Origin of the sequence: Microlunatus spumicola (genome assembly GCF_039536445.1) — a bacterium.
Classification (GTDB): Bacteria; Actinomycetota; Actinomycetes; order Propionibacteriales; family Propionibacteriaceae; genus Microlunatus; species Microlunatus spumicola.
Map to the genome: position 1 here is coordinate 1,119,181 of NZ_BAAAYR010000001.1, position 20,279 is coordinate 1,139,459.

Annotated in this window: 20 protein-coding genes; 11 read left to right on the forward strand and 9 right to left on the reverse strand. The window is 74.1% G+C overall.

Features of this window, described 5'->3' with window-relative positions; all coding sequences use genetic code 11:
* Positions 1-281 precede the first annotated feature (281 nt).
* Both ABD665_RS05055 and glpK read right to left on the reverse strand, forming a co-directional pair.
* The gene (locus tag ABD665_RS05055) at positions 282-791 is read right to left on the reverse strand and encodes an AAA family ATPase (RefSeq protein ID WP_204911947.1); all 510 of its coding nucleotides are present in this window, start codon (positions 789-791) and stop codon (positions 282-284) included.
* 5 nt (positions 792-796) lie between these two features.
* A complete protein-coding gene (gene glpK, locus ABD665_RS05060) occupies positions 797-2,335 on the reverse strand; it encodes a glycerol kinase GlpK (protein WP_204911946.1) in 1,539 nt (512 codons plus the stop codon).
* 108 nt (positions 2,336-2,443) lie between these two features.
* On the opposite strand from glpK, the gene ABD665_RS05065 reads away from it, so the two are divergent.
* From ABD665_RS05065 to ABD665_RS05090, 6 genes are all read left to right on the forward strand, one after another.
* The gene (locus ABD665_RS05065; RefSeq protein ID WP_204911945.1) at positions 2,444-3,052 is read left to right on the forward strand and encodes a molybdopterin-dependent oxidoreductase; all 609 of its coding nucleotides are present in this window, start codon (positions 2,444-2,446) and stop codon (positions 3,050-3,052) included.
* Positions 3,045-3,860 (forward strand): FAD-binding oxidoreductase, encoded by an 816-nt coding sequence (locus ABD665_RS05070; RefSeq protein ID WP_344741306.1) that lies wholly within the window; start codon positions 3,045-3,047, stop codon positions 3,858-3,860. The genes ABD665_RS05065 and ABD665_RS05070 overlap by 8 nt, the downstream gene beginning before the upstream one ends.
* A 24-nt stretch (positions 3,861-3,884) precedes the next feature.
* Positions 3,885-4,280: a hypothetical protein gene (locus tag ABD665_RS05075; protein WP_204911944.1), complete on the forward strand. Its 396-nt coding sequence runs from the start codon at positions 3,885-3,887 to the stop codon at positions 4,278-4,280.
* Positions 4,281-4,297: 17 nt separating this feature from the next.
* Complete coding sequence (locus ABD665_RS05080) at positions 4,298-5,620, forward strand: hypothetical protein (RefSeq protein WP_204911943.1); 1,323 nt, start codon at positions 4,298-4,300, stop codon at positions 5,618-5,620.
* 82 nt (positions 5,621-5,702) lie between these two features.
* Positions 5,703-6,893 carry a Gfo/Idh/MocA family protein gene (locus ABD665_RS05085; protein WP_204911942.1) on the forward strand — a complete coding sequence of 397 codons (1,191 nt, stop codon included), beginning with the start codon at positions 5,703-5,705 and terminating at the stop codon, positions 6,891-6,893.
* A gap of 85 nt (positions 6,894-6,978) precedes the next feature.
* On the forward strand, positions 6,979-7,737 hold the full coding sequence (locus ABD665_RS05090; protein ID WP_204911941.1) for a UTRA domain-containing protein: 759 nt from the start codon (positions 6,979-6,981) through the stop codon (positions 7,735-7,737).
* A gap of 28 nt (positions 7,738-7,765) precedes the next feature.
* Here the strand turns inward: ABD665_RS05090 and ABD665_RS05095 are convergent, their stop codons facing one another.
* From ABD665_RS05095 to ABD665_RS05115, 5 genes are all read right to left on the reverse strand, one after another.
* Positions 7,766-8,644 carry a GNAT family N-acetyltransferase gene (locus ABD665_RS05095; RefSeq protein ID WP_204911940.1) on the reverse strand — a complete coding sequence of 293 codons (879 nt, stop codon included), beginning with the start codon at positions 8,642-8,644 and terminating at the stop codon, positions 7,766-7,768.
* Complete coding sequence (locus ABD665_RS05100) at positions 8,628-9,134, reverse strand: phosphoribosyltransferase family protein (RefSeq protein ID WP_204911939.1); 507 nt, start codon at positions 9,132-9,134, stop codon at positions 8,628-8,630. Before ABD665_RS05100 ends, ABD665_RS05095 begins: the two co-directional genes overlap by 17 nt.
* A 154-nt stretch (positions 9,135-9,288) precedes the next feature.
* Complete coding sequence (locus ABD665_RS05105) at positions 9,289-10,302, reverse strand: DUF2891 family protein (protein ID WP_204911938.1); 1,014 nt, start codon at positions 10,300-10,302, stop codon at positions 9,289-9,291.
* A 23-nt stretch (positions 10,303-10,325) separates the two neighbouring features.
* Positions 10,326-11,405: a 5-oxoproline transporter, DUF979 family subunit gene (locus ABD665_RS05110; RefSeq protein WP_204911937.1), complete on the reverse strand. Its 1,080-nt coding sequence runs from the start codon at positions 11,403-11,405 to the stop codon at positions 10,326-10,328.
* Entirely contained in the window at positions 11,402-12,097 is a 696-nt protein-coding gene (locus ABD665_RS05115; RefSeq protein WP_204911936.1) for a 5-oxoproline transporter, DUF969 family subunit, read from the reverse strand. Before ABD665_RS05115 ends, ABD665_RS05110 begins: the two co-directional genes overlap by 4 nt.
* 109 nt (positions 12,098-12,206) lie before the next feature.
* On the opposite strand from ABD665_RS05115, the gene ABD665_RS05120 reads away from it, so the two are divergent.
* Entirely contained in the window at positions 12,207-13,460 is a 1,254-nt protein-coding gene (locus tag ABD665_RS05120; RefSeq protein WP_204911935.1) for a hypothetical protein, read from the forward strand.
* A 51-nt stretch (positions 13,461-13,511) separates the two neighbouring features.
* Here ABD665_RS05120 and ABD665_RS05125 read toward each other — a convergent pair whose 3' ends face one another.
* Positions 13,512-14,201 (reverse strand): FCD domain-containing protein, encoded by a 690-nt coding sequence (locus ABD665_RS05125; protein WP_204911934.1) that lies wholly within the window; start codon positions 14,199-14,201, stop codon positions 13,512-13,514.
* 83 nt (positions 14,202-14,284) lie between these two features.
* Here ABD665_RS05125 and ABD665_RS05130 point away from each other — a divergent pair, with 83 nt between their 5' ends.
* From ABD665_RS05130 to glgX, 4 genes are read left to right on the forward strand one after another with little or no spacing between them, the layout of a single operon-like run.
* The gene (locus tag ABD665_RS05130; RefSeq protein WP_204911933.1) at positions 14,285-15,127 is read left to right on the forward strand and encodes a 5-oxoprolinase subunit PxpA; all 843 of its coding nucleotides are present in this window, start codon (positions 14,285-14,287) and stop codon (positions 15,125-15,127) included.
* A 3-nt stretch (positions 15,128-15,130) separates the two neighbouring features.
* A complete protein-coding gene (locus tag ABD665_RS05135) occupies positions 15,131-16,747 on the forward strand; it encodes a 5-oxoprolinase subunit B/C family protein (RefSeq protein ID WP_344741314.1) in 1,617 nt (538 codons plus the stop codon).
* On the forward strand, positions 16,744-17,547 hold the full coding sequence (locus ABD665_RS05140; RefSeq protein WP_204911932.1) for a DUF5995 family protein: 804 nt from the start codon (positions 16,744-16,746) through the stop codon (positions 17,545-17,547). Before ABD665_RS05135 ends, ABD665_RS05140 begins: the two co-directional genes overlap by 4 nt.
* Before the next feature lie 43 nt (positions 17,548-17,590).
* Positions 17,591-19,657 carry a glycogen debranching protein GlgX gene (gene glgX, locus ABD665_RS05145; protein ID WP_344741317.1) on the forward strand — a complete coding sequence of 689 codons (2,067 nt, stop codon included), beginning with the start codon at positions 17,591-17,593 and terminating at the stop codon, positions 19,655-19,657.
* A gap of 14 nt (positions 19,658-19,671) precedes the next feature.
* Here glgX and ABD665_RS05150 read toward each other — a convergent pair whose 3' ends face one another.
* Positions 19,672-20,214, reverse strand: coding sequence for an Rv3235 family protein (locus ABD665_RS05150; protein WP_204911931.1), 543 nt, complete (start codon positions 20,212-20,214; stop codon positions 19,672-19,674).
* Positions 20,215-20,279 lie beyond the last annotated feature (65 nt).

Genomic DNA, 20,279 nt, shown 5'->3' on the forward strand with positions numbered 1-20,279 from the left:
GGGCCGTCGTCCGCGAGGGTCAGGTTCCGGTCATGTCCTGAACCTGACACGGCTTTTGGTCAGGCTCCTCTCAGGTGAGCACTAGAGTCGGTCATGCCGGACGGGGTGATGAACCCCCGAGCATCACCCCGCCCGGCGCAGTGGGAGTCCGTCCCTCACCTGAACCCCCGAGCAGGTGAGAGACGGACTCCTTCTGTCTTTCCTCCGACCGTCTCTCGTCCGACCGTCTCTCGTCACACCGTCCTCCGACCTCGCCCGCAGGCGAGCCGAGCGCCCTGAGGTCAGCGGGCCTCGACGGCCGCGACCACGGCGTCGACCAGGGACCCGATGTCCGCCCCCGACGAGTCGAGCACCAGGTGCCGCTCCGGCCACGGCTCGTACGTCCGCCCGACCACCTCCGCCCAGGTCGGCTTGACCAGGCCGGGCACGTCCGTGGCGCGGGTCTCCACGCGGCGCCGGTGCTCCGCGACGTCGGAGCAGACGAGCTCCACCTGCACGACCCGCGCACCCGCCGCTGCCCCGGTGGCATCCCACGCGTCGCGGGTGAGCGCGAGCGGGTTCACGCACTCGACCACGACGTCGAGGCCGAGCGCGAGCTGCTCGGAGGCGAGGAGGTGGGCGACTGCGTAGCCCACGGGTCCCACGGGGTGGGTCAGCGCGGTCTGGTCCACGACCGCCTGCTCGATGCGGTCGACGCGCAGGAACGGAACCCTCCGCCGGCGCGCGAACGCCTCGGCGAGGGTCGACTTGCCGCTGCCCGGCAGCCCGCCGACGACGACCAGGACCGGCACCGGGCTCAGGCGCCCGGCTCGGCGTCCACGTCGACCCAGCCGAGCGTCCGCTCCACGGCCTTCTTCCAGCCGGCGTAGCCCTTCTCGCGCGCCGGCCCGTCGGTCTGCGGGCTCCAGCGCCGGTCCTCGTGCCAGTTCTCGCGCAGCTCGTCCGGGTTCGACCAGAAGCCGACGGCCAGGCCCGCGGCGTACGCGGCCCCGAGCGCGGTCGTCTCGGCCACCTCAGGCCGGCTCACCTCGACGCCGAGGACGTCGGCCTGGATCTGCATGCAGAGGTCGTTCGCGGTGACGCCGCCGTCGACCTTGAGCACGTCGAGGTGCACGCCCGAGTCCTTCTCCATGGCGTCGACCACGTCGCGGCTCTGGTAGCAGATCGCCTCCAGCGCAGCCCGGGCGACGTGCGCGTTCGTGTTGAAGCGCGAGAGCCCGACGATCGCGCCGCGCGCGTCGGAACGCCAGTAGGGCGCGAACAGGCCGGAGAAGGCGGGCACGAAGTAGACCCCGCCGTTGTCGTCGACCGAGCGCGCGAGCGCCTCGCTCTCCGCGGCGTCCCCGATGATCCGGAGCTGGTCGCGCAGCCACTGGACGGCCGAGCCGGTGACGGCGATCGACCCCTCCAGCGCGTACACCGGCCTGGCGTCGCCCAGCTGGTAGCAGACCGTGGACAGCAGGCCGTTCTTCGACCGGACGAGCTCCTCGCCCGTGTTCAGCAGGAGGAAGTTGCCCGTGCCGTAGGTGTTCTTGGCCTCGCCCGCCGCCAGGCACACCTGCCCGACCATGGCGGCGTGCTGGTCGCCGAGGACGGCGGCGATCGGGACCTCGCTCTTCCACACGCCGCCCCGGGCCCCCTGCGTACGCCCGAAGAGGTTCGGGTCCGAGGACGGCCGGATCTCCGGCAGCATCTGCTCCGGCACGCCGAAGACCTCCAGCAGCTCAGGGTCCCAGGCCAGCGTCTCGAGGTTCATCAGCATCGTGCGCGACGCGTTCGTGACGTCGGTGAGGTGGACGCCTCCCTCGGTGCCGCCGGTCATGTTCCACAGCAGCCAGGTGTCCATCGTGCCGAACATCAGGTGGCCGGCCTCCGCGGCCTCGCGCACGCCGTCGACCTCGTCGAGGATCCACTTGAGCTTGCCGCCCGCGAAGTAGGTCGCCGGCGGCAGGCCCGAGCGCTCCCGGATCAGGTCGGCGTGCCCGTCCCGCTCCAGCGCGGCGGCGATCCGGTCGGTGCGCGTGTCCTGCCAGACGATGGCGTTGTAGCAGGGCCGGCCGGTCCGGCGGTCCCACACGACGGTGGTCTCGCGCTGGTTCGTGACGCCCACCGCGGCGAGGTCGGACGGGTCGGCCTTCGCCCGGCGCAGCGCCTTCTTGGCCACGGTCCGCGTCCGCTCCCAGATCTCGTCCGGGTCGTGCTCGACCCAGCCCGAGCGGGGCAGGATCTGCTCGTGCTCGAGCTGGGCCCGCGCCACCTCGCGCCCGTCGTGGTCGAACACCATGCAGCGGGTGCTGGTGGTGCCCTGGTCGAGGGCCGCGACGAGCTCAGGCACGGACGGGCACGATCTCGTTCGGCGCAGCCATGGCGACACGGTAGCGGGGCTCGTTAGGGTCGTCCCGCAGAAGGTTCTGCCCAGGTGCCCAGGACAGGAGATCCGCCCATGACCGTCTCTCGTGGCTTCGCCGGACGTCGACGGGGAGGCGGGCGCGACGACCTGCCGCCCGGCCAGTACGACGAGGGCGCGGGCTGGCCCGTCCTCACCGCCGAGGTCACGCCGCACCTCGACCCGCAGTCCTGGACGATGAGCGTCGACGGCCTGGTCGACTCCCCGACCACCTGGAGCTGGGACGAGATGCACGCCCTCCCCCAGTCCGACTACGACGGACCCATCCACTGCGTCACCACGTGGTCGAAGTTCGGGATGCACTGGTCCGGCGTCAGCGTCGACGTGCTGCTGGACGCCGTCGGCGTGCAGGACACGGCCAAGTTCGTGCTCGCCACCTCGACCACCGGCTACACGACGAACCTGCCGCTGGAGCACCTGCGCGGCGGCCAGGCGTGGGTGGCGTGGGAGGCCGACGGCAAGCCCCTGACCCGCGAGCACGGCGGCCCCGTGCGGCTGCTGGTGCCGCACCTCTACTTCTGGAAGAGCGCCAAGTGGGTCACCAAGCTGACGCTGCTCGACCACGACGTGCAGGGCTTCTGGGAGCGCAACGGCTACCACGACCTCGGTGACCCCTGGCGCGAGCAGCGCTACCAGGGTGACTGAGGTCGCAGGCGGTCCCGCGCCCGTCCCGGTCGTCGCCCCCGTCCCGGTGGTCTCCGGCGTCTCGATGACCGCCGGCCTCCCCCTCGCGGTGGACGGCTCCGGGCCGGAAGCACCGACCGGCGCCTGGCGGACCGCCACGGTGCGCGAGGTGCTGCACCCGCACCCCCGGGCCGTGCTGCTGCGCCTGGAGGTGCCGAACCGCGTCGACCACCTGCCGGGCCAGCACTACGTGGTCCGGCTGTCGGCGCCCGACGGCTACACCGCCCAGCGGTCCTACTCGCTGTCCTCGCCGCCCGAGGACCCGCTCGTCGAGCTCTACGTCGAGCGCATCGAGGACGGGGAGGTCTCGAGCTACCTCGCCGACGGCGTGGTCGTGGGCGACCGCCTGGACGTCCGCGGCCCGATCGGCGGCTGGTTCGTGTGGCGGGGCACGACCCCGGCGCTCGGCGTCGGCGGCGGCACCGGCGTGGTGCCGTTGGTCGCCATGCTGCGCCACGCCCAGGCCGTCGGGGCGACCGACCTGCTCTCGCTGGTCGCGGCCGCGCGGACCTGGGACGACCTCCCGTACGCGACCGAGCTGCGCGAGGCGGGCGCGGTGCTGGCGCTCAGCCGGGAGGCCGGCCCCGGTGGTCGTGCGCGCGGGCGGCTGACGCCCGAGGACGTCGCACCGCTGCTCGGCCGGCAGGGTCCGGGCTGGACGGCGTTCGTGTGCGGCTCGGCCGGGTTCGCGGAGGCCAGCACCAGCCTGCTGACGGGGCTCGGGGTGGCGTCGGGCGACGTGCGGGTGGAGCGCTTCGGGCCCAGCTGAGGGTCGATGAGCCATGCTGGTGCGGTGCGGAGATCGAGCAGGTGGACGGCGGCGGTGGCCGCGGCGGTGGCGACGGTCGGGCTGACGGCGGCGTGCGGCGGGGAGGCCCCGGCCCAGACGGCGCCCGGCGCGAGCGCCAGCAGCACGCTCGCGCCGCTGACGATCCCGATCACCATCGCGAACGGCCAGGTGACGCCGAACGGCGAGAAGATCGACGCGGCCCTGGGCCAGCAGGTCGTGCTGCAGGTGACCAGCGACGAGGCCGACGAGATCCACGCCCACACCGGCGGGGACGGCTACGAGCTCGAGGTGCCGGCCGGCACGCCCACGACGGGTGAGTTCACGCCGAGCCAGCCCGGCAGCTTCGAGGTCGAGTCGCACCACCTCGGCAAGGTCGTCGTCGTCCTGAACGTCAGCTGACGCAGGTCACCTCTCCCTTGTCCCCGTTCGTCCTGCTCCCCCTGCACGGCATCGCGTCCCGGCGCGACCTGCCGCTGCCCTTCTCCTTCGTCCTCGTCGGCGCCGCCGCGGCGCTGGTCGTGTCCTTCGTCGTGCTCGGCGTGGCCTGGCGACGGCCGCGCTTCACCGCGGTCGGCGGGATCGCGCTGCCCCGGCTGAGCCGGTTCGTGGACGCCCCGGCCACCCGCGCCGTCCTGCGGGTGCTCGTGCTGCTGCTGTTCGCGTGGGTCGGGCTGGCGCTGTTCGCGGGCCGGGACCTGCTGACCAACCCGGTCTTCGGCTTCGTCTTCGTCTGGGTCTGGGTGGGCCTCGTCCCGCTGTCGCTGCTGCTCGGGCCGTTCTGGCGGGCCGTCAACCCGCTGCGCACCGTGCACCGGCTGCTCTGCGCGGTCGCCCGGACGGACCCCCGCGAGGGTCTGGCCACGATGCCCGGCTGGGTGGGGCTGTGGCCGGGGGCGATCCACCTCGCCGCGTTCACCTGGCTGGAGCTGGTGCAGCCGGACCGGACGACCCTGCAGGTGATGCGGGTCTGGGTGCTCGCCTTGCTGGTCGTCGTGGTGCTGGGCGCCGTCGTGTTCGGCGAGCGGTGGTTCGCGGTGTCGGACCCCTTCGAGGTCTACTCCTCCACCGTCGCGCGGCTCTCGCCCTGGCACCGGACGGGCGACGTCGTCCGCCTCGTGAACCCCCTCGCGGGCCTGACCGCCTGGCGACCGCCACCGGGCGCCGTCGGGGTGGTCGCCGTGCTGCTCGGCAGCACCGCGTTCGACAGCTTCACCAACACCTCGTGGTGGTTGCGCACCGTGCAGTCCTCGGACGTGCCCAGCCTGCTGTGGGCGACGGCCGGGCTGCTCGTGATGATCGTGGTCGTCCTGGTCACCTTCAGCGCCGCGGCCGCCTGGATGGCCCGCTACGGCGACCGGCTGGCGGCGGCGTACGCGCGGCTGATGTCCGGCTCGCTGGTGCCGATCGTCGTCGGCTACGTGGTCGCGCACTACTTCACGCTGCTGGTCTACGAGGGTCAGCGCGTCGCCGTCGACCTGTCGGACCCGCTCGGCCGGGGCTGGAACGTCTTCGGCACGGACCACCTGCAGGTCAGCTCCGCCGTGTTCGACCACCCGACGGCCATCGCCGTCGTGCAGCTCGCGTCGATCATCGTCGGGCACGTCCTGGGGGTCGTCGTCGCGCACGAGAAGGCGGTGACGTTGTTGCCGGGACGGTCCGTGCTGCGGGGCCAGTGGCCGATGCTCGTGCTGATGGTCGGCTACACCAGCGCCGGCCTGGTGCTGCTCTTCTCCCCCTGATCCGGCACGGGACGAGCGTCGGCCGGGTGCGCGCGCTATTGTCCTGACAAATGCTTCCACCGGTCGAGAGAGGCCACCGACGATGACGTCCGCGAACACCCCAGCCACCCCCCTGCGCGTCGGGGTGGTGGGCCTCGGCTGGATGGGCCAGGTGCACGCCCGCGCCTACACCCGCGTCGGCCAGCACTACCTCGACGCCCCGCTGCGCCCCGTGCTGGTGGCCGTGGCCGACAACGCCGGGGACGAGCGGCTCGCGCGCGCGGTGGCGGCGTACGGGTTCGCGGACGTGCACGCCGACTGGCGTGACCTGGTCGCCCGCGACGACATCGACGTCGTCAGCATCACCGGCCCGAACTTCATCCACCGCGACGTCGCCGTCGCCGCCGCGGAGGCCGGCAAGCACGTCTGGCTCGAGAAGCCGGCCGGGCGGAACGCCGAGGAGACGGCGGAGATCGCCGCCGCGGTGGCCCGCGCGGGCGTGCAGGCCGCGGTGGGCTTCAACTACCGCAACGCGCCGGCCGTGGAGCTCGCCCGCCGGCTGGTGGCCGAGGGCCGGCTCGGGAAGATCGAGCAGGTGACGATCCGGATGCTGGCGGACTACGCCGCGCACCCCGAGGGCGCGCTGACCTGGCGCTACCAGAACGCGTGGGCCGGCTCGGGCGTCCTCGGCGACCTGGTCAGCCACGGCGTCGACCTCGGGCGCTACGTCGTCGGCGAGATCGACTCGCTGGTCTGCGACACGGCGACCTTCATCACCGAGCGCCCCGCGCTCAGCGGCGCCGCCTTCGCGCACACGGCCCGCGGCACGGGCGCGCTCGCACCCGTGGAGAACGAGGACTACGCCGGCAGCCTGCTGCGCTTCGCCAACGGCGCCCGCGGGACGCTCGAGTCCAGCCGGGTCGCGGTCGGCGAGCAGTGCACGTACGGGATCGAGGTGCACGGCGACACCGGCTCGCTGGCCTGGGACTTCCGGCGGATGGGCGAGCTGCAGGTCTGCCTCGACCAGGAGGTGACCGACGCCGCGTACGCGACGCACTACGTCACCTCCGGTGACGGCGAGCTCGGCGCCTTCCAGCCGGGGTCTGGGATCGCGATGAGCTACGACGACCTCAAGGTGGTCGAGGCGCACCGCCTGGTGCGCTCGATCGCCTCCGGGACCCCCGTCGGCGCCACGATCACCGACGCCCTGGCCGCGGCCCGCCTGGTCGACGCCATGGCCGAGTCCGCGCGCGAGCGGCGCTGGGTGGACACCGCGGCGCTCGTCGGCGCCTGAGCCGGGCGGTCGACCTCACAAGCCACCCACAGGATTCGCGTGCCTTTGTGCGAACAAGGGCCTCCGGTCGACCTAGGGTGGTGCCATGTCGCAGGGCGCCGTCTTCACCGAGCTCGACATCCGGCTGGACCGCAGCTCCTCCGTCCCGCTCTACCACCAGCTGGCCCAGTCGATCGAGCAGGCGATCACGTCGGGCGAGCTGGCCCCGGGTGACCGGCTGGAGAACGAGCTCTCCCTGACCAACCGGCTCGGGCTCTCCCGCCCGACCGCGCGGCAGGCGATCCAGGAGCTGGTGCGCAAGGGGCTGCTCGTCCGCAAGCGCGGGGTGGGCACCCAGGTCGTGCGCTCGCAGTTTCGCCGCGACGAGCGCCTGTCAAGCCTCAACGAGGACCTGGCCAAGGCCGGCCGCGTCCCGAGCACCCGGCTGCTGGACTTCACGGTCGGTCCGCTGGCGGACGACGTGCGCGACGCCCTCGACGCCGCCGACGTCACCTCCGGCGACTTCGTGACCATCCGCCGGCTCCGGCTGGCCGACGACGTCCCGCTCGCCATCCTCACCAACTACCTGCCCGCGCGGTTCGAGATCGCCCGCACCGACGTCGAGGACGGCAAGAGCCTCTACGGCCACCTCCGCGCGCTCGGGGTCAACCTCAAGATCGCGCACCAGCGCATCTCCGCGCGCCTGATGGACGACGACGAGGCCGGCCTGCTCGACGCCGAGCCGCCGGCCGCCTGCCTCACCGTCGAGCGGACCGCGTACGACGACGTCGGGCAGTTCGTCGAGCTGGGCCGGCACGTCTACCAGCCCGTGCACTACTCGATCCAGTCGTCCCTGGTCGTCTGAGATCCGGGCCCTCCCCGCGCGGGTGGGCTCAGGCGTCCGCGGGGCTCAGCAGGTCGTGGGTCGTGCTCCGCACCGCGTAGCCGTGCGACAGGTACAGCCGCCGGGCCGTCGCGTTGCCGCCGAACACGTGCAGCGCGACCCGCTCGTCCCCCGCGGCCCGCGCGAGCCGGTCCGCGACGACCATCGCCGCTCGGCCGAAGCCGCGCCCGCGGTGCTCCGGCGCCACCTCCACGTCGTAGACGAAGGACGTCCCGGGCTCGACGTGGTGCGCCACCCAGAGATGGCCGACCCGCTCCTCACGTCCTGCTCCGTCGCGGGCGCTCAGCACGATGATCGAGGTGTCGCGCGTCCGCAGCCCGTCCGGGAGCACCTCCGCGAACTCGGCCCGCGACCGCGCGAGCGCCCGCTCGAGGTCACCGCCGCTGCGCAGCAGGTTGTCCTGCGCGTACGCCTGCACCTGCGCCTCGCGCCACGGCCCGAGCTCGTCCTCGGTGAGCGGCCGCACGCTGACCGCTCCCGTGTCCTTCAGCGTCGACGGGATCTCGTGGCGGAGGAGCTCCCCCAGCACCCGGGTCCCGGCGGCGAGCGCCGTCGACGCCGGGTCGTCGTGACGCACCTGGGCGCTGAGCACCGTGGCCCCCCGGTCCCGGACGCGGGACCGCACGGCCGCCAGCACCGCGCGGCTGTAGCCCCTCCGGCGCAGGTCCGGGCGGACCCAGAGGTGGTGCAGACGGAGGACCGGCGGTTCACCGGTGACCAGGGCGGCCCCGACCGGTCCCTCGTCCCCGCCACCGGGCGGCAGCGCGACGAGGACCGTCGCACCCTCGATCACGGGCAGGTCCGCGCCGGGCGGCGCGGTGAGGTCGTCGCGCAGGACGAGCGACGACGGGTCAGGCGTCGACGACACCGGAACGGCTGGTGACCGGCGGCTGCGTGGACCAGGGGAAGTTGATCCAGCGCGAGGTGCGCTTCCAGACGTGGTCGCAGGTGATCACCGACTGCGGCTTCTCGTAGAGGACCGCGGTCTGCAGGTCCCGCACGTGGCCGCTGCAGAACTCGGCGACGAGCTCGAGCGTCCGGCCGGTGTCGGCCACGTCGTCGACCACGAGGACCGACGCCTCGTCGAGGTCGTGCGCGTTCAGGAACGGCGGCAGCATCACCGGCACGTCCAGCCGGCTGTCGACGCCGGTGTAGAACTCGACGCTGATCGTGAAGAGGTTCTTGCAGTCCAGCGCGTACGCGAGGCTGCCCGCCGGGATGAGGCCGCCGCGGGCGATGCCCAGGACGACGTCCGGCACGAAGCCGCTGTCGGCCACCGTCTGCGCCAGCTCACGGGCGGCCTGCCCGTAGAGCTCCCACGTCAGGACCTCGCGGTCCTGCTCCGGCGGCGCGCTCACGACCGTGCCCCGATCGAGACCGTGGGGGTGCTGTACGCGGGCGGGGTGGCGGTGGTAGACAAGATCACAGAGCGCGACCAGGGCTGCGAGCAGCGTCGCCCGCCCCTGGTCACGCCCTTCGAGGTCGGTCGCATCACGGTTGCAGGCACGGACCTCATCCTGCCGGTTCGAGCGCCAGCAGCGCGAACGTGCCGAGCCAGTGCGTGGACTGGTAGCCCTCCTCGGCCAGCGCGCCCAGCCCCGCGTCCAGGTGGTGCGCCGCCGCCGTCTCGAGCACCGACCGGCGAGGGTCGGCCTCCGCCAGCGCGGCCGCCAGGTGGGCCAGGGCCGCCGACCGCGAGAGGTTCAGCCCGTCGAGGTGGCCGAGCTGGCCGTCCGTGCGGTCCCGCACCTCCACCGGGTCGAGGAGGTTCCGCGGCTCCGCCGTCGCCAGCCCGGGCCAGAAGGCCTCCAGCCAGTCCCCGAACAGCCCCGGCGCGAGCACCCGCCGCACGAGGTCGGCCTCGCTGAGCCCCGGCGACAGGAAGTCCTGGCCCGACGGCTCCCAGCTCAGCGGCGCGTCCCGGTCGGGCACGAAGCGCTCACGGACGTAGGCGCGGACGGCAGCGTCGAGGTCGTCGCGCCCCAGCGTCGCGGCGGCGTCGAGCAGCAGGCCGAGGGCGAAGGCCGTGCTCGCGTGGGTGCCGTCGCGCACCGGTCGTCCGGCGCGTGGGAGCCAGTCGAGCACCAGCCCCACGACGACGTCCGCCGCGGGAGCCAGGGCGGCCGCCCACTCCCGTGCCGGCTCCAGCCCCTCCGCCGCGGCCGTCGTGCACTCCGCGGCGAGGGCGACGAGCCACGCCCAGCCGTACGGGCGCTCGAACGAGGAGTGCCGGGCCAGGAAGGCGGCCTCCGCGGTCAGGTTCGCGGGCGTCAGGTGCGTGCCGAGCACGGCGAGCGCCGCCTCCGCCGCTTCCGGCTCCAGCTCGCCGGCGTGCCGCCTCAGCAGCCGCACGAGCAGCCAGTGGGTGTGCACGGCGGAGTGCCAGTCGTAGCAGCCGGAGAACGCCGGGTGCTGCTCCGCCGGCAGCCGGAGGTCCTCCGGGCCGTCGACGACCGTGATCAACGCGTACGGGTAGGCGCGCGTCGCGTTGGTCACCGCCGTCCGCACGAGGCGGCCGAGATCCACCCCGGCCGCCGCGTCGGAGGGGCTCAGAAGGCCACCACGTACATGATGATGATGTTCGCGACGAGCAGCGGGACGGCCGTCGGCAGCTGCGCGCGGATGACCGCGTAGTTGCTCTTCAGCTCCAGCAGCGCCACCGGGACGATGTTGAAGTTCGCCGCCATGGGCGTGCAGAGCGTCCCGCAGTAGCCGGAGAGCATCCCGATGGCGAACACGGCCGCCGGGTTGCCGCCCATCGCGGCCACCAGCACCGGGTAGCCGATCGCCGCGGTGAGCACCGGGAACGCGGCGAAGGCGTTGCCCATGATCACCGTGAACACGGCCATCCCGACGCAGTAGAGGATCACCGCGGGCAGCAGCGAGCCCTTGGGCAGCACGGCCGAGACGGTCGAGCCGATCGCCGTCCCCACGCCGGCGGTCGCGAAGACCAGTCCCAGCACGGAGAGCAGCTGCGGCAGCACGAGGGCCCACCCGAGGTCCTCGGTGAGCCGGCGGCCCTCGGTCAGGGCCAGCGCGGGGCTCCGCAGCCGGAAGACGATCATCGAGATGCCGATCGCGATGATGCCCGCGGCGGCCAGCCCGATGACGGTCTCGCTGCCCTTCTGCAGCAGCGGCCGCCCGCCGATGATCACGTACGGCCCGGCGATGGCGCAGAGCGCGGTGATCACCGGGATGGCGAGCACCGGGATGAAGAGCTTGTTGCCGAAGCGCTCGGCCAGCGCCTCCCGCTCCTCGGTCGGGGCCAGGGCCACGCTCGAGCCAGCGGTCCCACCGCCGGCGCGCACCGGCCGGTCGGGCCGGTCGGCGTCGCGGTCCAGGTCGGCGCCCTCGACGTCGCCCGGGGCGGTCGCCGCGGTCGCGGAACCGCTCTTGGTGAGCCGCCCGGTCCCGGCCAGCGCCGCGATGACGACGATGACGAGCCCGAGCGGCCAGGCCGGCGCGGTCTTGGCCACCACGAAGGAGCTGTAGGGGAAGCAGAGCCCGAGCAGCGCCCAGAACAGCCCGCTGGTCAGACGCCGGGGGTTGGTCCGGTCCCGCGCCACGAGCGCGCCGACACCGAGCCAGAAGAGGCCCATCAGCCAGTAGAACCACTCGACGGAGATCATCGGGCCACCGCCTCGGGCACGACGCCGGCCATCTCCCGGCGCAGGGCGCGGTCGACGAGCAGGCTGCGGGTGCCGTGGATGAGCAGGGCGACCACCGCGGTCGGGATGGCCCACAGCGCGACCTGCAGCGGCGCGAGCGTGAAGCCGTACGTCGTGTCGACGAACGACGTGATGAGCAGGACGGCGCCGACGGCCACGAAGATGTCCTCGCCGAAGAAGGCGCCGACGTTGTCGGTGCTGGCCGCGAACGCGCGGATCCGCTGCACGACCTTGTCGGGCAGCACCCCGTACTTGCGCACCGCGGCGGCCTCGGCCATCGGCGCGACGAGCGGGCGCACGGTCTGGGCGTGCCCGCCGATGCTCATCAGCCCGATCGCGGCGAGCACCTGGCGCAGGAGGAGGTAGCCGGCGAGGATGCCGCCGGTGCTGAGCCGGGCCAGGCGCGAGACCAGGCGCCGGGCCTGCTGCTGGAGGCCGAAGTGCTCGACCAGGCCGATGACCGGCAGGACGAGCAGGAAGATGCTGACCGACCGGCTGCCGGCGAAGCCGGTGCCGAAGGCGTTCAGGACCTGCAGGGGGGTCATGCCGCCGAGGAAGCCGGTCACGAGGCCGGCGACGGTGACCACGAGCATGGGGTTGAGCCGCAGCGCGAAGCCGACGACCACCACCAGGATGCCGAGGAGGACGAGCACGCTCTCCGCCTTTCGGGAGGAGGGAGGGGTGCGGACCGGGTAGCCCTGCTAGGTAACCTAGGGATCGTTCAACGATTCTGCAAGAGCCCGACGAGCCAGGCGGAGCGCGATGACGGATCAGACCACCGGAGACCGGACCCCCCACCCCGCGCCGTCCCGGGCGGTCGCCCGGACCGTCGAGGAGTCGCGGCTGGACGGCACGCTCGTCCCCGGCGGGCCGACGCTCGCCGCCGAGGTGCTGCGGGAGTCCGGCTTCGACGAGCTCGTGGCCGGGCTGCGCGAGCCGGTCGTGCACGCCTCCTCGTTGGCGGACCTGACGTCCGCGGTGCGGGAGGCCGGCGTCCGCCTGTGGCGCGCCGCGGTCGACCGCGCGCAGGGCCGGACCACCAGCGGCACCCTCGACCCGTACGACGACCGCCCGCTCTACTGGGCGCGGACCTCGCTCTCGGCCACCCTGCGCGGGCTCGACTCGCCGCACCTGTCCGTCCAGCACCAGCGCCTCGGGCTGCTGCACCTGCTGGACCGCACGAGCCGGGGCATCGAGCGGGCGCCGTGGCCCGACGCGGACCCGGACGAGGTCCGCGTCATGGTCAGCGGCTTCGACGTGTTCGGGCTGGACCAGAGCCTGCGCCACTCCAACCCGTCGGGCGCCGCGGCGCTGCAGCTGGACGGGGTGCGGCTGACCACCCCGTACGGCCCGGCCCGCGTCCGCGCCGTGATGCTGCCCGTCGTCTACGGCGACTTCGACCAGGGCGTGGTCGAGGACGCGTTCGGGCCGGTGCTCCGGGCTGGCGCCGACCGCGCGGACCTGATCATGACGATCAGCATGACCGCGCGCGGCCGGATGGACGTCGAGAAGTGGGCGGCGAACACCCGCGGCGGGACGCCCGACAACCAGCGCGACCAGCACTTCGGCCCGGTCTCGCGGGCGTCGCACTGGCCGCAGCCCTTCGACTCGCCCGAGTGGATCGAGACGACGCTGCCGTACGAGGCGATGGTCGCCGCCGGCACCGGGCCGTGGCCGGTGGTGCTCAAGGAGGGCGTCCGCGAGTGGCCGGCCGGGACGTTCCCGGACCCGTCGGCGCTGACCGAGGGGCCGGACCCGTCGCCGGGCAGCACCGCGGCCGCCGGCACCGGCGGAGACTACCTCAGCAACGAGTCCATGTACCGCTCGAACCGGCTGCGCCAGGGCCTGCAGGCCTGGGACGTGCCGGGCGGGCACCTGCACATCTCGGCGCTGGAGTACCCGGAGGACCCCGCGGTGCTGACCGACCCCGCCTTCGAGGCGGACCGGCGCGCGGTGGTCGACCAGACCGTCGCCCTCGTGACGGCCGCCGCGGCCGCGGTCGCCCGGCGGCGCTGACCGACGGGGTCGAGAGGGCTCGGGGTGCGGACCGCGGTGCGGCCCGACGCCTCAGGCCGCGCCGCGGCTCCGGTAGGCCGCCAGCACCTGGGCCTCGGCCTCGTCGAGGTAGTCCCGGAGAAGGGTGGCCGCGGCCGGTCCCCCCTGCACGACGAGGGCGTCGAGGATCTGGTGGTTGCGGTGCAGGTAGGAGCCGTGGAAGTCGTCCGGCCGGGCGACCACGTGGAAGGCCAGGCGCATCTCGTTCCAGATGCTCTGCATCAGCGTGACGACCCGGGTGCTGGCGAGGGCCGTGAGCTCGCGGTGGAAGTCGATGTCGGCCGTCCCGACGCCCACCCAGTCGTGCGCCGCGGCCGTCGCGTCCGCCCGCCGCAGCGTCTCGAGCACGCGCTCGAGCCCGGCCTCGCCACCGGGGTGCGCGGCCACGGCGGCGCACTCCACGAGGCGGCGCACGTCGTAGAGCTCCGAGACGTCCTGCGTGGTCGGCACGCGGACGAACACCCCGCGGTTGAGCTGGTGCACGACCAGCCGCTCCTCCTCCAGCGAGCGGAACGCCTCGCGCAGCGTGTTCCGCGAGACCTGCAGGTCGCGGCAGATCTGAGGTTCCGAGAGCCGGGTCCCCAGCGCGTGCGTCCCGTCGAGGATGCCCAGCCGGACGTGGTCGGCGACCCGTTCGGCGCGGCCGGCCGGGTCGAGGGCGAGCGGGGCGACGGGGTCCGCGGGGGCGGTCGCGTCGAGCACCGTCGGAGGTTACCAGCGCGTAACTCCGTCGGGGCCGTGTGCGATCGTTCAACGATCAGGCAGGATGAGCGCGGGAGGTGCACGTGACCGTTCCGACCACGACCGACGAGCGGGCTGCGGGGCCCGGGCGGCAGCCCGCCCCGACGGTCGACCTGAACGCCGACGTCGGCGAGGGCTTCGGCCGCTGGGAGCTCGGCGACGACGCGGCGGTGATCGCCACGGTCACGAGCGCCAACGTCGCCTGCGGCTTCCACGCCGGGGATCCGTCGACCATGGCCACCACCGTCCGGACCGCGCTGGAGCACGGCGTCGCGATCGGGGCCCACGTGGCCTACCGCGACCTCGCCGGCTTCGGCCGCCGCTACGTCGACGCCGACGAGGCCGAGCTGGCGGGTGACGTGCTCTACCAGATCGGCGCCCTGGCGGGCATCTGCCGGGCGCTCGGCGCCCGGATCGGCTACGTCAAGCCGCACGGCGCGCTCTACAACACCATCGCCGCGGACGACCCGCGGGGCGCCAGACACGCCCGGGCGGTGCTCTCGGCGCTCCAGCGGTACGACCCGGCGCTGCCGGTCGTCGGCCTCGCCGGCTCCGCCTTCCTGCGCGCCGCGCGGGACGCGGGCCAGCCGGTGGTCGCGGAGGCGTTCGCCGACCGTGCGTACACACCCGAGGGCGCGCTGGTCAGCCGACGCGAGCCCGGGGCGGTCCTGCACGACGCCGACGAGGTCGCCGAGCGGATGGTCGCCCTGGTCCGTACGGGAACGGTCCCCGCGGTCGACGGCACGGAGGTGCCGGTGCAGGCGGAGTCGATCTGCGTGCACGGCGACTCCCCGGGTGCGGTCGCCATGGCGCGGGCCGTCCGCGACGCCCTGACCGGCGCGGGTGTGGACCTGCAGCCGTTCGCCGCCGGCCCCCGGGCCGGCTGAGCCGTGGGCGAGGCGGCCCTGGACGTCCGGCGGGCCGGTTCCGACGGCCTGCTGGCCGAGGTGGCCGACCTCGACGAGGCGCTCGCGCTCTTCGCCTCCCTGCGTGACCGGCCACCCGTCGGCGTCCGGGAGCTCGTACCCGCCGCCCGTACGGTGCTCGTCCGCTTCGACCCGGCCCGGACCAGCGCGGAGGCGCTCGCGGCCGAGCTCGCGTCGCGCCCGCGGACGGGAGTCGCTGCGATCGACGGGCCGGTGGTCGAGGTGCCGGTCCTCTACGACGGGGAGGACCTCGACGAGGTGGCCCGGCTGTGCGGCCTGGACGCGGCCGAGGTCGTCCGGCGGCACACCGCGCACCCCTGGACGGTGGCCTTCACCGGCTTCGCCCCGGGCTTCGGCTACCTGAGCGGCGGCGACCCGGCCCTCGACGTCCCGCGGCGGACGGAGCCGCGTACGGCGATCCCGGCGGGTTCGGTGGGTCTGGCCGGGAGGTTCAGCGGGATCTACCCGCGCGCCAGCCCGGGCGGCTGGCAGCTCATCGGGCGCACCGGCCTCGCGCTGTGGGACCTGCGCCGGCCGGAGCCGGCGCTGCTCGCCCCGGGCATGCGGGTCCAGTTCGTCGACGCGGGTCCCGACGCCCTCGCGGTGCCCGGCGCGAGCGGCGCCCGGCAGTCGGCCGACGCCGCGCCCGGCGAAGCCGCGCTCGAGGTGCTCACGCCCGGACCGCTGACCGTCGTCGTCGACCTCGGCCGGCCCGGACGCGCCGCGCAGGGCGTCGCCCGGTCCGGGGCCGTCGACCGCTCGTCCTTCCGCCGCGCGAACCGTCTGGTCGGCAACCCCTCCGCCACCGCGGCCCTCGAGGTCGCCGTCGGCGGGCTGCGGGTGCGTGCCCTGCGCGATCTGGTCGTCGCGGTCACGGGGGCGCCCGCCCCGCTGACGGTCGTCTCCCCCACCGGCCCGGCTCCGGACGACAGTTCGGGAGCCGCGTCGGACGAGACCGGCCACGCCGCCGAGGGCGACCGCGCGTTCACCCTCGACCGTGGCGCCGAGCTGCGCCTCGGCCCGCCGTCGCGCGGGATGGTCAGCTACCTGGCGGTTCCGGGCGGGGTGGCCGGCGAACCGGTGCTCGGCAGCCTTTCGACCGACCTGCTCTCCGGCACAGGCCCGGCTCCGCTGCGGGCGGGCGACGTCGTCCGGGTCGGGCGCGCGCGGGAGGCCGCCGCCGCGGTCGACCCCGAGCCCGGTCCCCTCCTCCCGGGCCCCGACGAGGTGACGGTCGTGGACGTGCTGCTCGGCCCCCGCGACGACTGGTTCACCACGGAGGGCCTGCGGACGTTCCTGGACCAGGAGTGGACCGTCACCCCGCGCTCCAACCGGGTCGGCCTGCGACTCGAGGGCGAGCAGCCCCTCGAGCGGTCGCGCACGGACGAGCTCCCGAGCGAGGGCACGGTGCCGGGCTCGGTCCAGGTCCCGCCGAACGGCCAGCCCGTCGTCTTCACCGCCGACCACCCCGTCACCGGCGGCTACCCGGTGGTCGCGTGCGTCGCCGGGCACGACCTGGACCGGGTCGGCCAGGTCCCGGTCGGCGGGCGGATCCGCTTCCGCGTGACGGACCGGCCGTGAGCACGCCGCAGCCGCAGCAGGACGGTCCAGGACCGCCGGGAGGGCCCGACCGGGCGGGCCTGGCCGGCGACCCGGCGGCGGTGCTCGCGGTCGCCGCGGCGCTGCAGGACCGGCTGGACGCGTTGCCGGCCGGGGCCGCCCAACGAGCGACCTTCCTCGCCGTCTACCGCCGGGTGACGCTCGCGGTCGCCGACGCCCTGGCGGCCGGCGCGTTCGAGGACCCGGTCTGGGTCAGCGCGTGGGACGAGGTGTTCGCGGAGCTGTTCCTGACCGCGCACGACGCCGACCTCGCGGGCACGCCCGTCGACCGCCCGTGGCGGCTGACCTTCGCGGCCGACCCCGGGCTGCACCCGCTGTTCCACCTGCTGCTGGCCATGAACGCCCACATCAACCTCGACCTCCCGCGGTCGCTCCTCGCGGTCGTGCCGGACGCCGACTTCGCCGACCCCCTCGTGCTCGCCCGGCGCGACCGGGACCACGCGCGCATCGACGACGTGCTCTTCACCCGGGTGGCCGCCGAGGGCACCGACCTCGGCTGGCGGCTCCGGCGCGTCGACCGCGTCCTCGCGCCCCTGAACCGCTGGGCCACGCGTCGCTTCCTGCGCGAGTCCCGCGAGAAGGTCTGGCACAACACCCAGGTCCTCCAGCGGGCGCGCGCGACGGGCGGGGACGCGTACGCCCGCGGGCTCTCCGACCTCGACACGCTGGCCTCGGCCAAGATCACCGACCTGCTCCGCCCGGGGCCGGTCCTGCTGCGGCTGGCGGTGCTCGGCTTCGGCGTCGCGCTGCCGCCCGCGTGAGCGTCACCGGGCCGGACCCGTCGCGCCCGCCATACTTCGCAGCGTGATCATCACTCGCGAGCACCGCACGAAGCCCTACCCGCTCGGCGTCCGCGCCGTCGGGGACGGCCTCGAGGTCGCCGTCTACTCCGAGACCGCCGACGCGGTCGACCTCTGCGTCTTCGACTCCTCCGGCAACGAAACCGCCCACCGCCTCCCGGAGCGCTCCGGGCACGTCTTCCACGGCCGCGTCGACGGCCTCGGTGTCGGCACCCGCTACGGCCTGCGGGTCGAGGGCGCCTGGGACCCCGCCAACGGCCTGCGCCACAACGCCCACAAGCTGCTCCTCGACCCCTACGCCACCGCGATCGAGGGCGAGTTCAACTGGGACGAGGCCGTCTTCAGCCACCGCTTCGACGCCCCCGACGAGATGAACCCGACCGACTCCGCGCCCTTCGTCCCGCGCTGCGTGGTCACCGACCAGTCCTTCGACTGGGGCGACGACACCGCACCCCTGACCCCGCTCGACGAGACCGTCGTCTACGAGACGCACGTCAAGGGCTTCACCAAGACGCACCCGGACGTCCCCGAGGAGCTGCGCGGGACGTACGCCGGCCTCGCCCACCCCGCGGCCGTGCAGTACCTCGTCGACCTCGGCGTGACCGCGGTCGAGCTCATCCCGGTGCAGCAGTTCGCCCAGGACTCGCACCTGCTGGAGAACGGCCTGCGGAACTACTGGGGCTACAACACGTACGCCTTCTTCGCCCCGAACGCCGACTACAGCGCGAGCGGCGACGGCGGGCAGCAGGTCGTCGAGTTCAAGCAGATGGTCAAGACGCTGCACGCGGCCGGGCTCGAGGTCATCCTCGACGTCGTCTACAACCACACGGCCGAGGGCAACCACCTGGGCCCGACGATCTCCTTCAAGGGCATCGACAACGGGGCCTACTACCGGCTCGTCGACGAGGACCGCTCGTCCTACTTCGACACCACCGGCACCGGCAACAGCCTGAACGTCAGCCACCCCGCCGCGCTCGGTCTGATCATGGACTCGCTGCGCTACTGGGTGACCGAGATGCACGTCGACGGCTTCCGCTTCGACCTCGCCACCACGCTCACCCGCCAGGCGGGCGAGGCGGAGGTGCACAGCGCCTTCCTCGACCTCATCCACCAGGACCCGGTGCTCGCGCCGGTGAAGATGATCGCCGAGCCGTGGGACACCCAGGGCTACCAGGTCGGCGGCTTCCCGGCCGACTGGTCGGAGTGGAACGGCAAGTTCCGCGACGACCTGCGCGACTTCTGGGGCGGGGCCGACAGCCGGATCGGCGGCGTCTCGCAGCGCATCCTCGGCAGCCCCGACGTGTACGAGGCCAGCCGCCGCTCGCCGCTGTGCAGCGTCAACTTCATCACCGCCCACGACGGCTTCACCCTGGCCGACCTCACGTCGTACGCCCACAAGCACAACGCGGCGAACGGCGAGGACAACGAGGACGGCGAGAGCGACAACCGCTCGACGAACTCGGGCGCCGAGGGGCCGACCGAGGAGCCGGCGGTCATCGAGCGCCGCAACCGTATGCGCCGCAACTTCCTCGCCACCCTCCTGCTGTCGGCGGGCGTGCCGATGATCCTCGGCGGCGACGAGATCGCGCGCACGCAGGGCGGCAACAACAACGCCTACTGCCAGGACAACGAGATCTCCTGGTACGACTGGTCGAACGCCGACGACGAGCTCCGCCGCTTCACCGCCGACCTCGTCGCCCTGCGTCGCGCGGAGCCGGCCCTGCGGCCCGACTGGTACCGGGCGGCGGCGAGCCAGGAGCCGGACGACGCCACCACGTCGACCGTCGACCTGCTCCGCTCGGACGGCAACCCGTTCAGCGACACCGACTGGGACGACCCGAGCGCGCGCAGCATCATGTTCGTCTTCGCCCACCGCGACCGCGACGCCTTCGCGCTGCTGCTGAACGCGGCGGAGAACGGGGTCGAGTTCACGGTGCCGGCGGCCCCCGACCGGGACTGGGAGCTCGTGGTGAGCAGCGACCCCGAGCAGACGGTCGTCACGCCGGTGACCACCCTGATCGTCCGCGACGGCTCGTTCACGCTGCTGCGGTCGCGCCAGGGCGAGGCGTAGGAGCTGCCGGGCCCTCACGAGCGGGCCTCGTCCGGCTCCGCGCGCCGTCGCGGGCCGGACGTCAGGCCCGCGTCGAGCGCGGTGCAGAGCCACTGCCCGTCGCGGGCCTCCAGCCGGTAGGCCAGGACGAGCAGCCGCCCGCCGGACCGGAGGACGGCGCACGCCTCCACGGACCGCGGTCCGGGGTGTTGGACCCGTCCGGAGAGCAGCACCGTTCGCGGCGCGCTGACCCCGGTCGGGCGGAGCCGCTGACGGCGGTTCAGGCCGGCGAGGACCTCGGCACTGACCCAGCCGGAGAGCTGCGTGGCCGGACGCCGGCCCAGCAGCGCCTCGCCGATCGCGAGCGCGAGCCAGCCGGCCCAGCGCGTCGCGTCGGGCAGGTCCTCGGGGACCCGCGCGCCGAAGGTCCGCCCGGACCGGACCACCCGGCCCGGCACCGGCCGGACGGCGGGTGCCGCGACCGCGACGTCGGGTGCGGGCCGGGCCGACGGCGCGCCCGGCCAGGTGCGGGGCTCCGGCCGGCTGGACGGCAGGACGCGGACGGCGGGGACGCTCACGACGCCACCCTGCGTGCGCGACGACCCCTACGGAAGAGCGCACGAGCCATCTGTGGACGATCGGA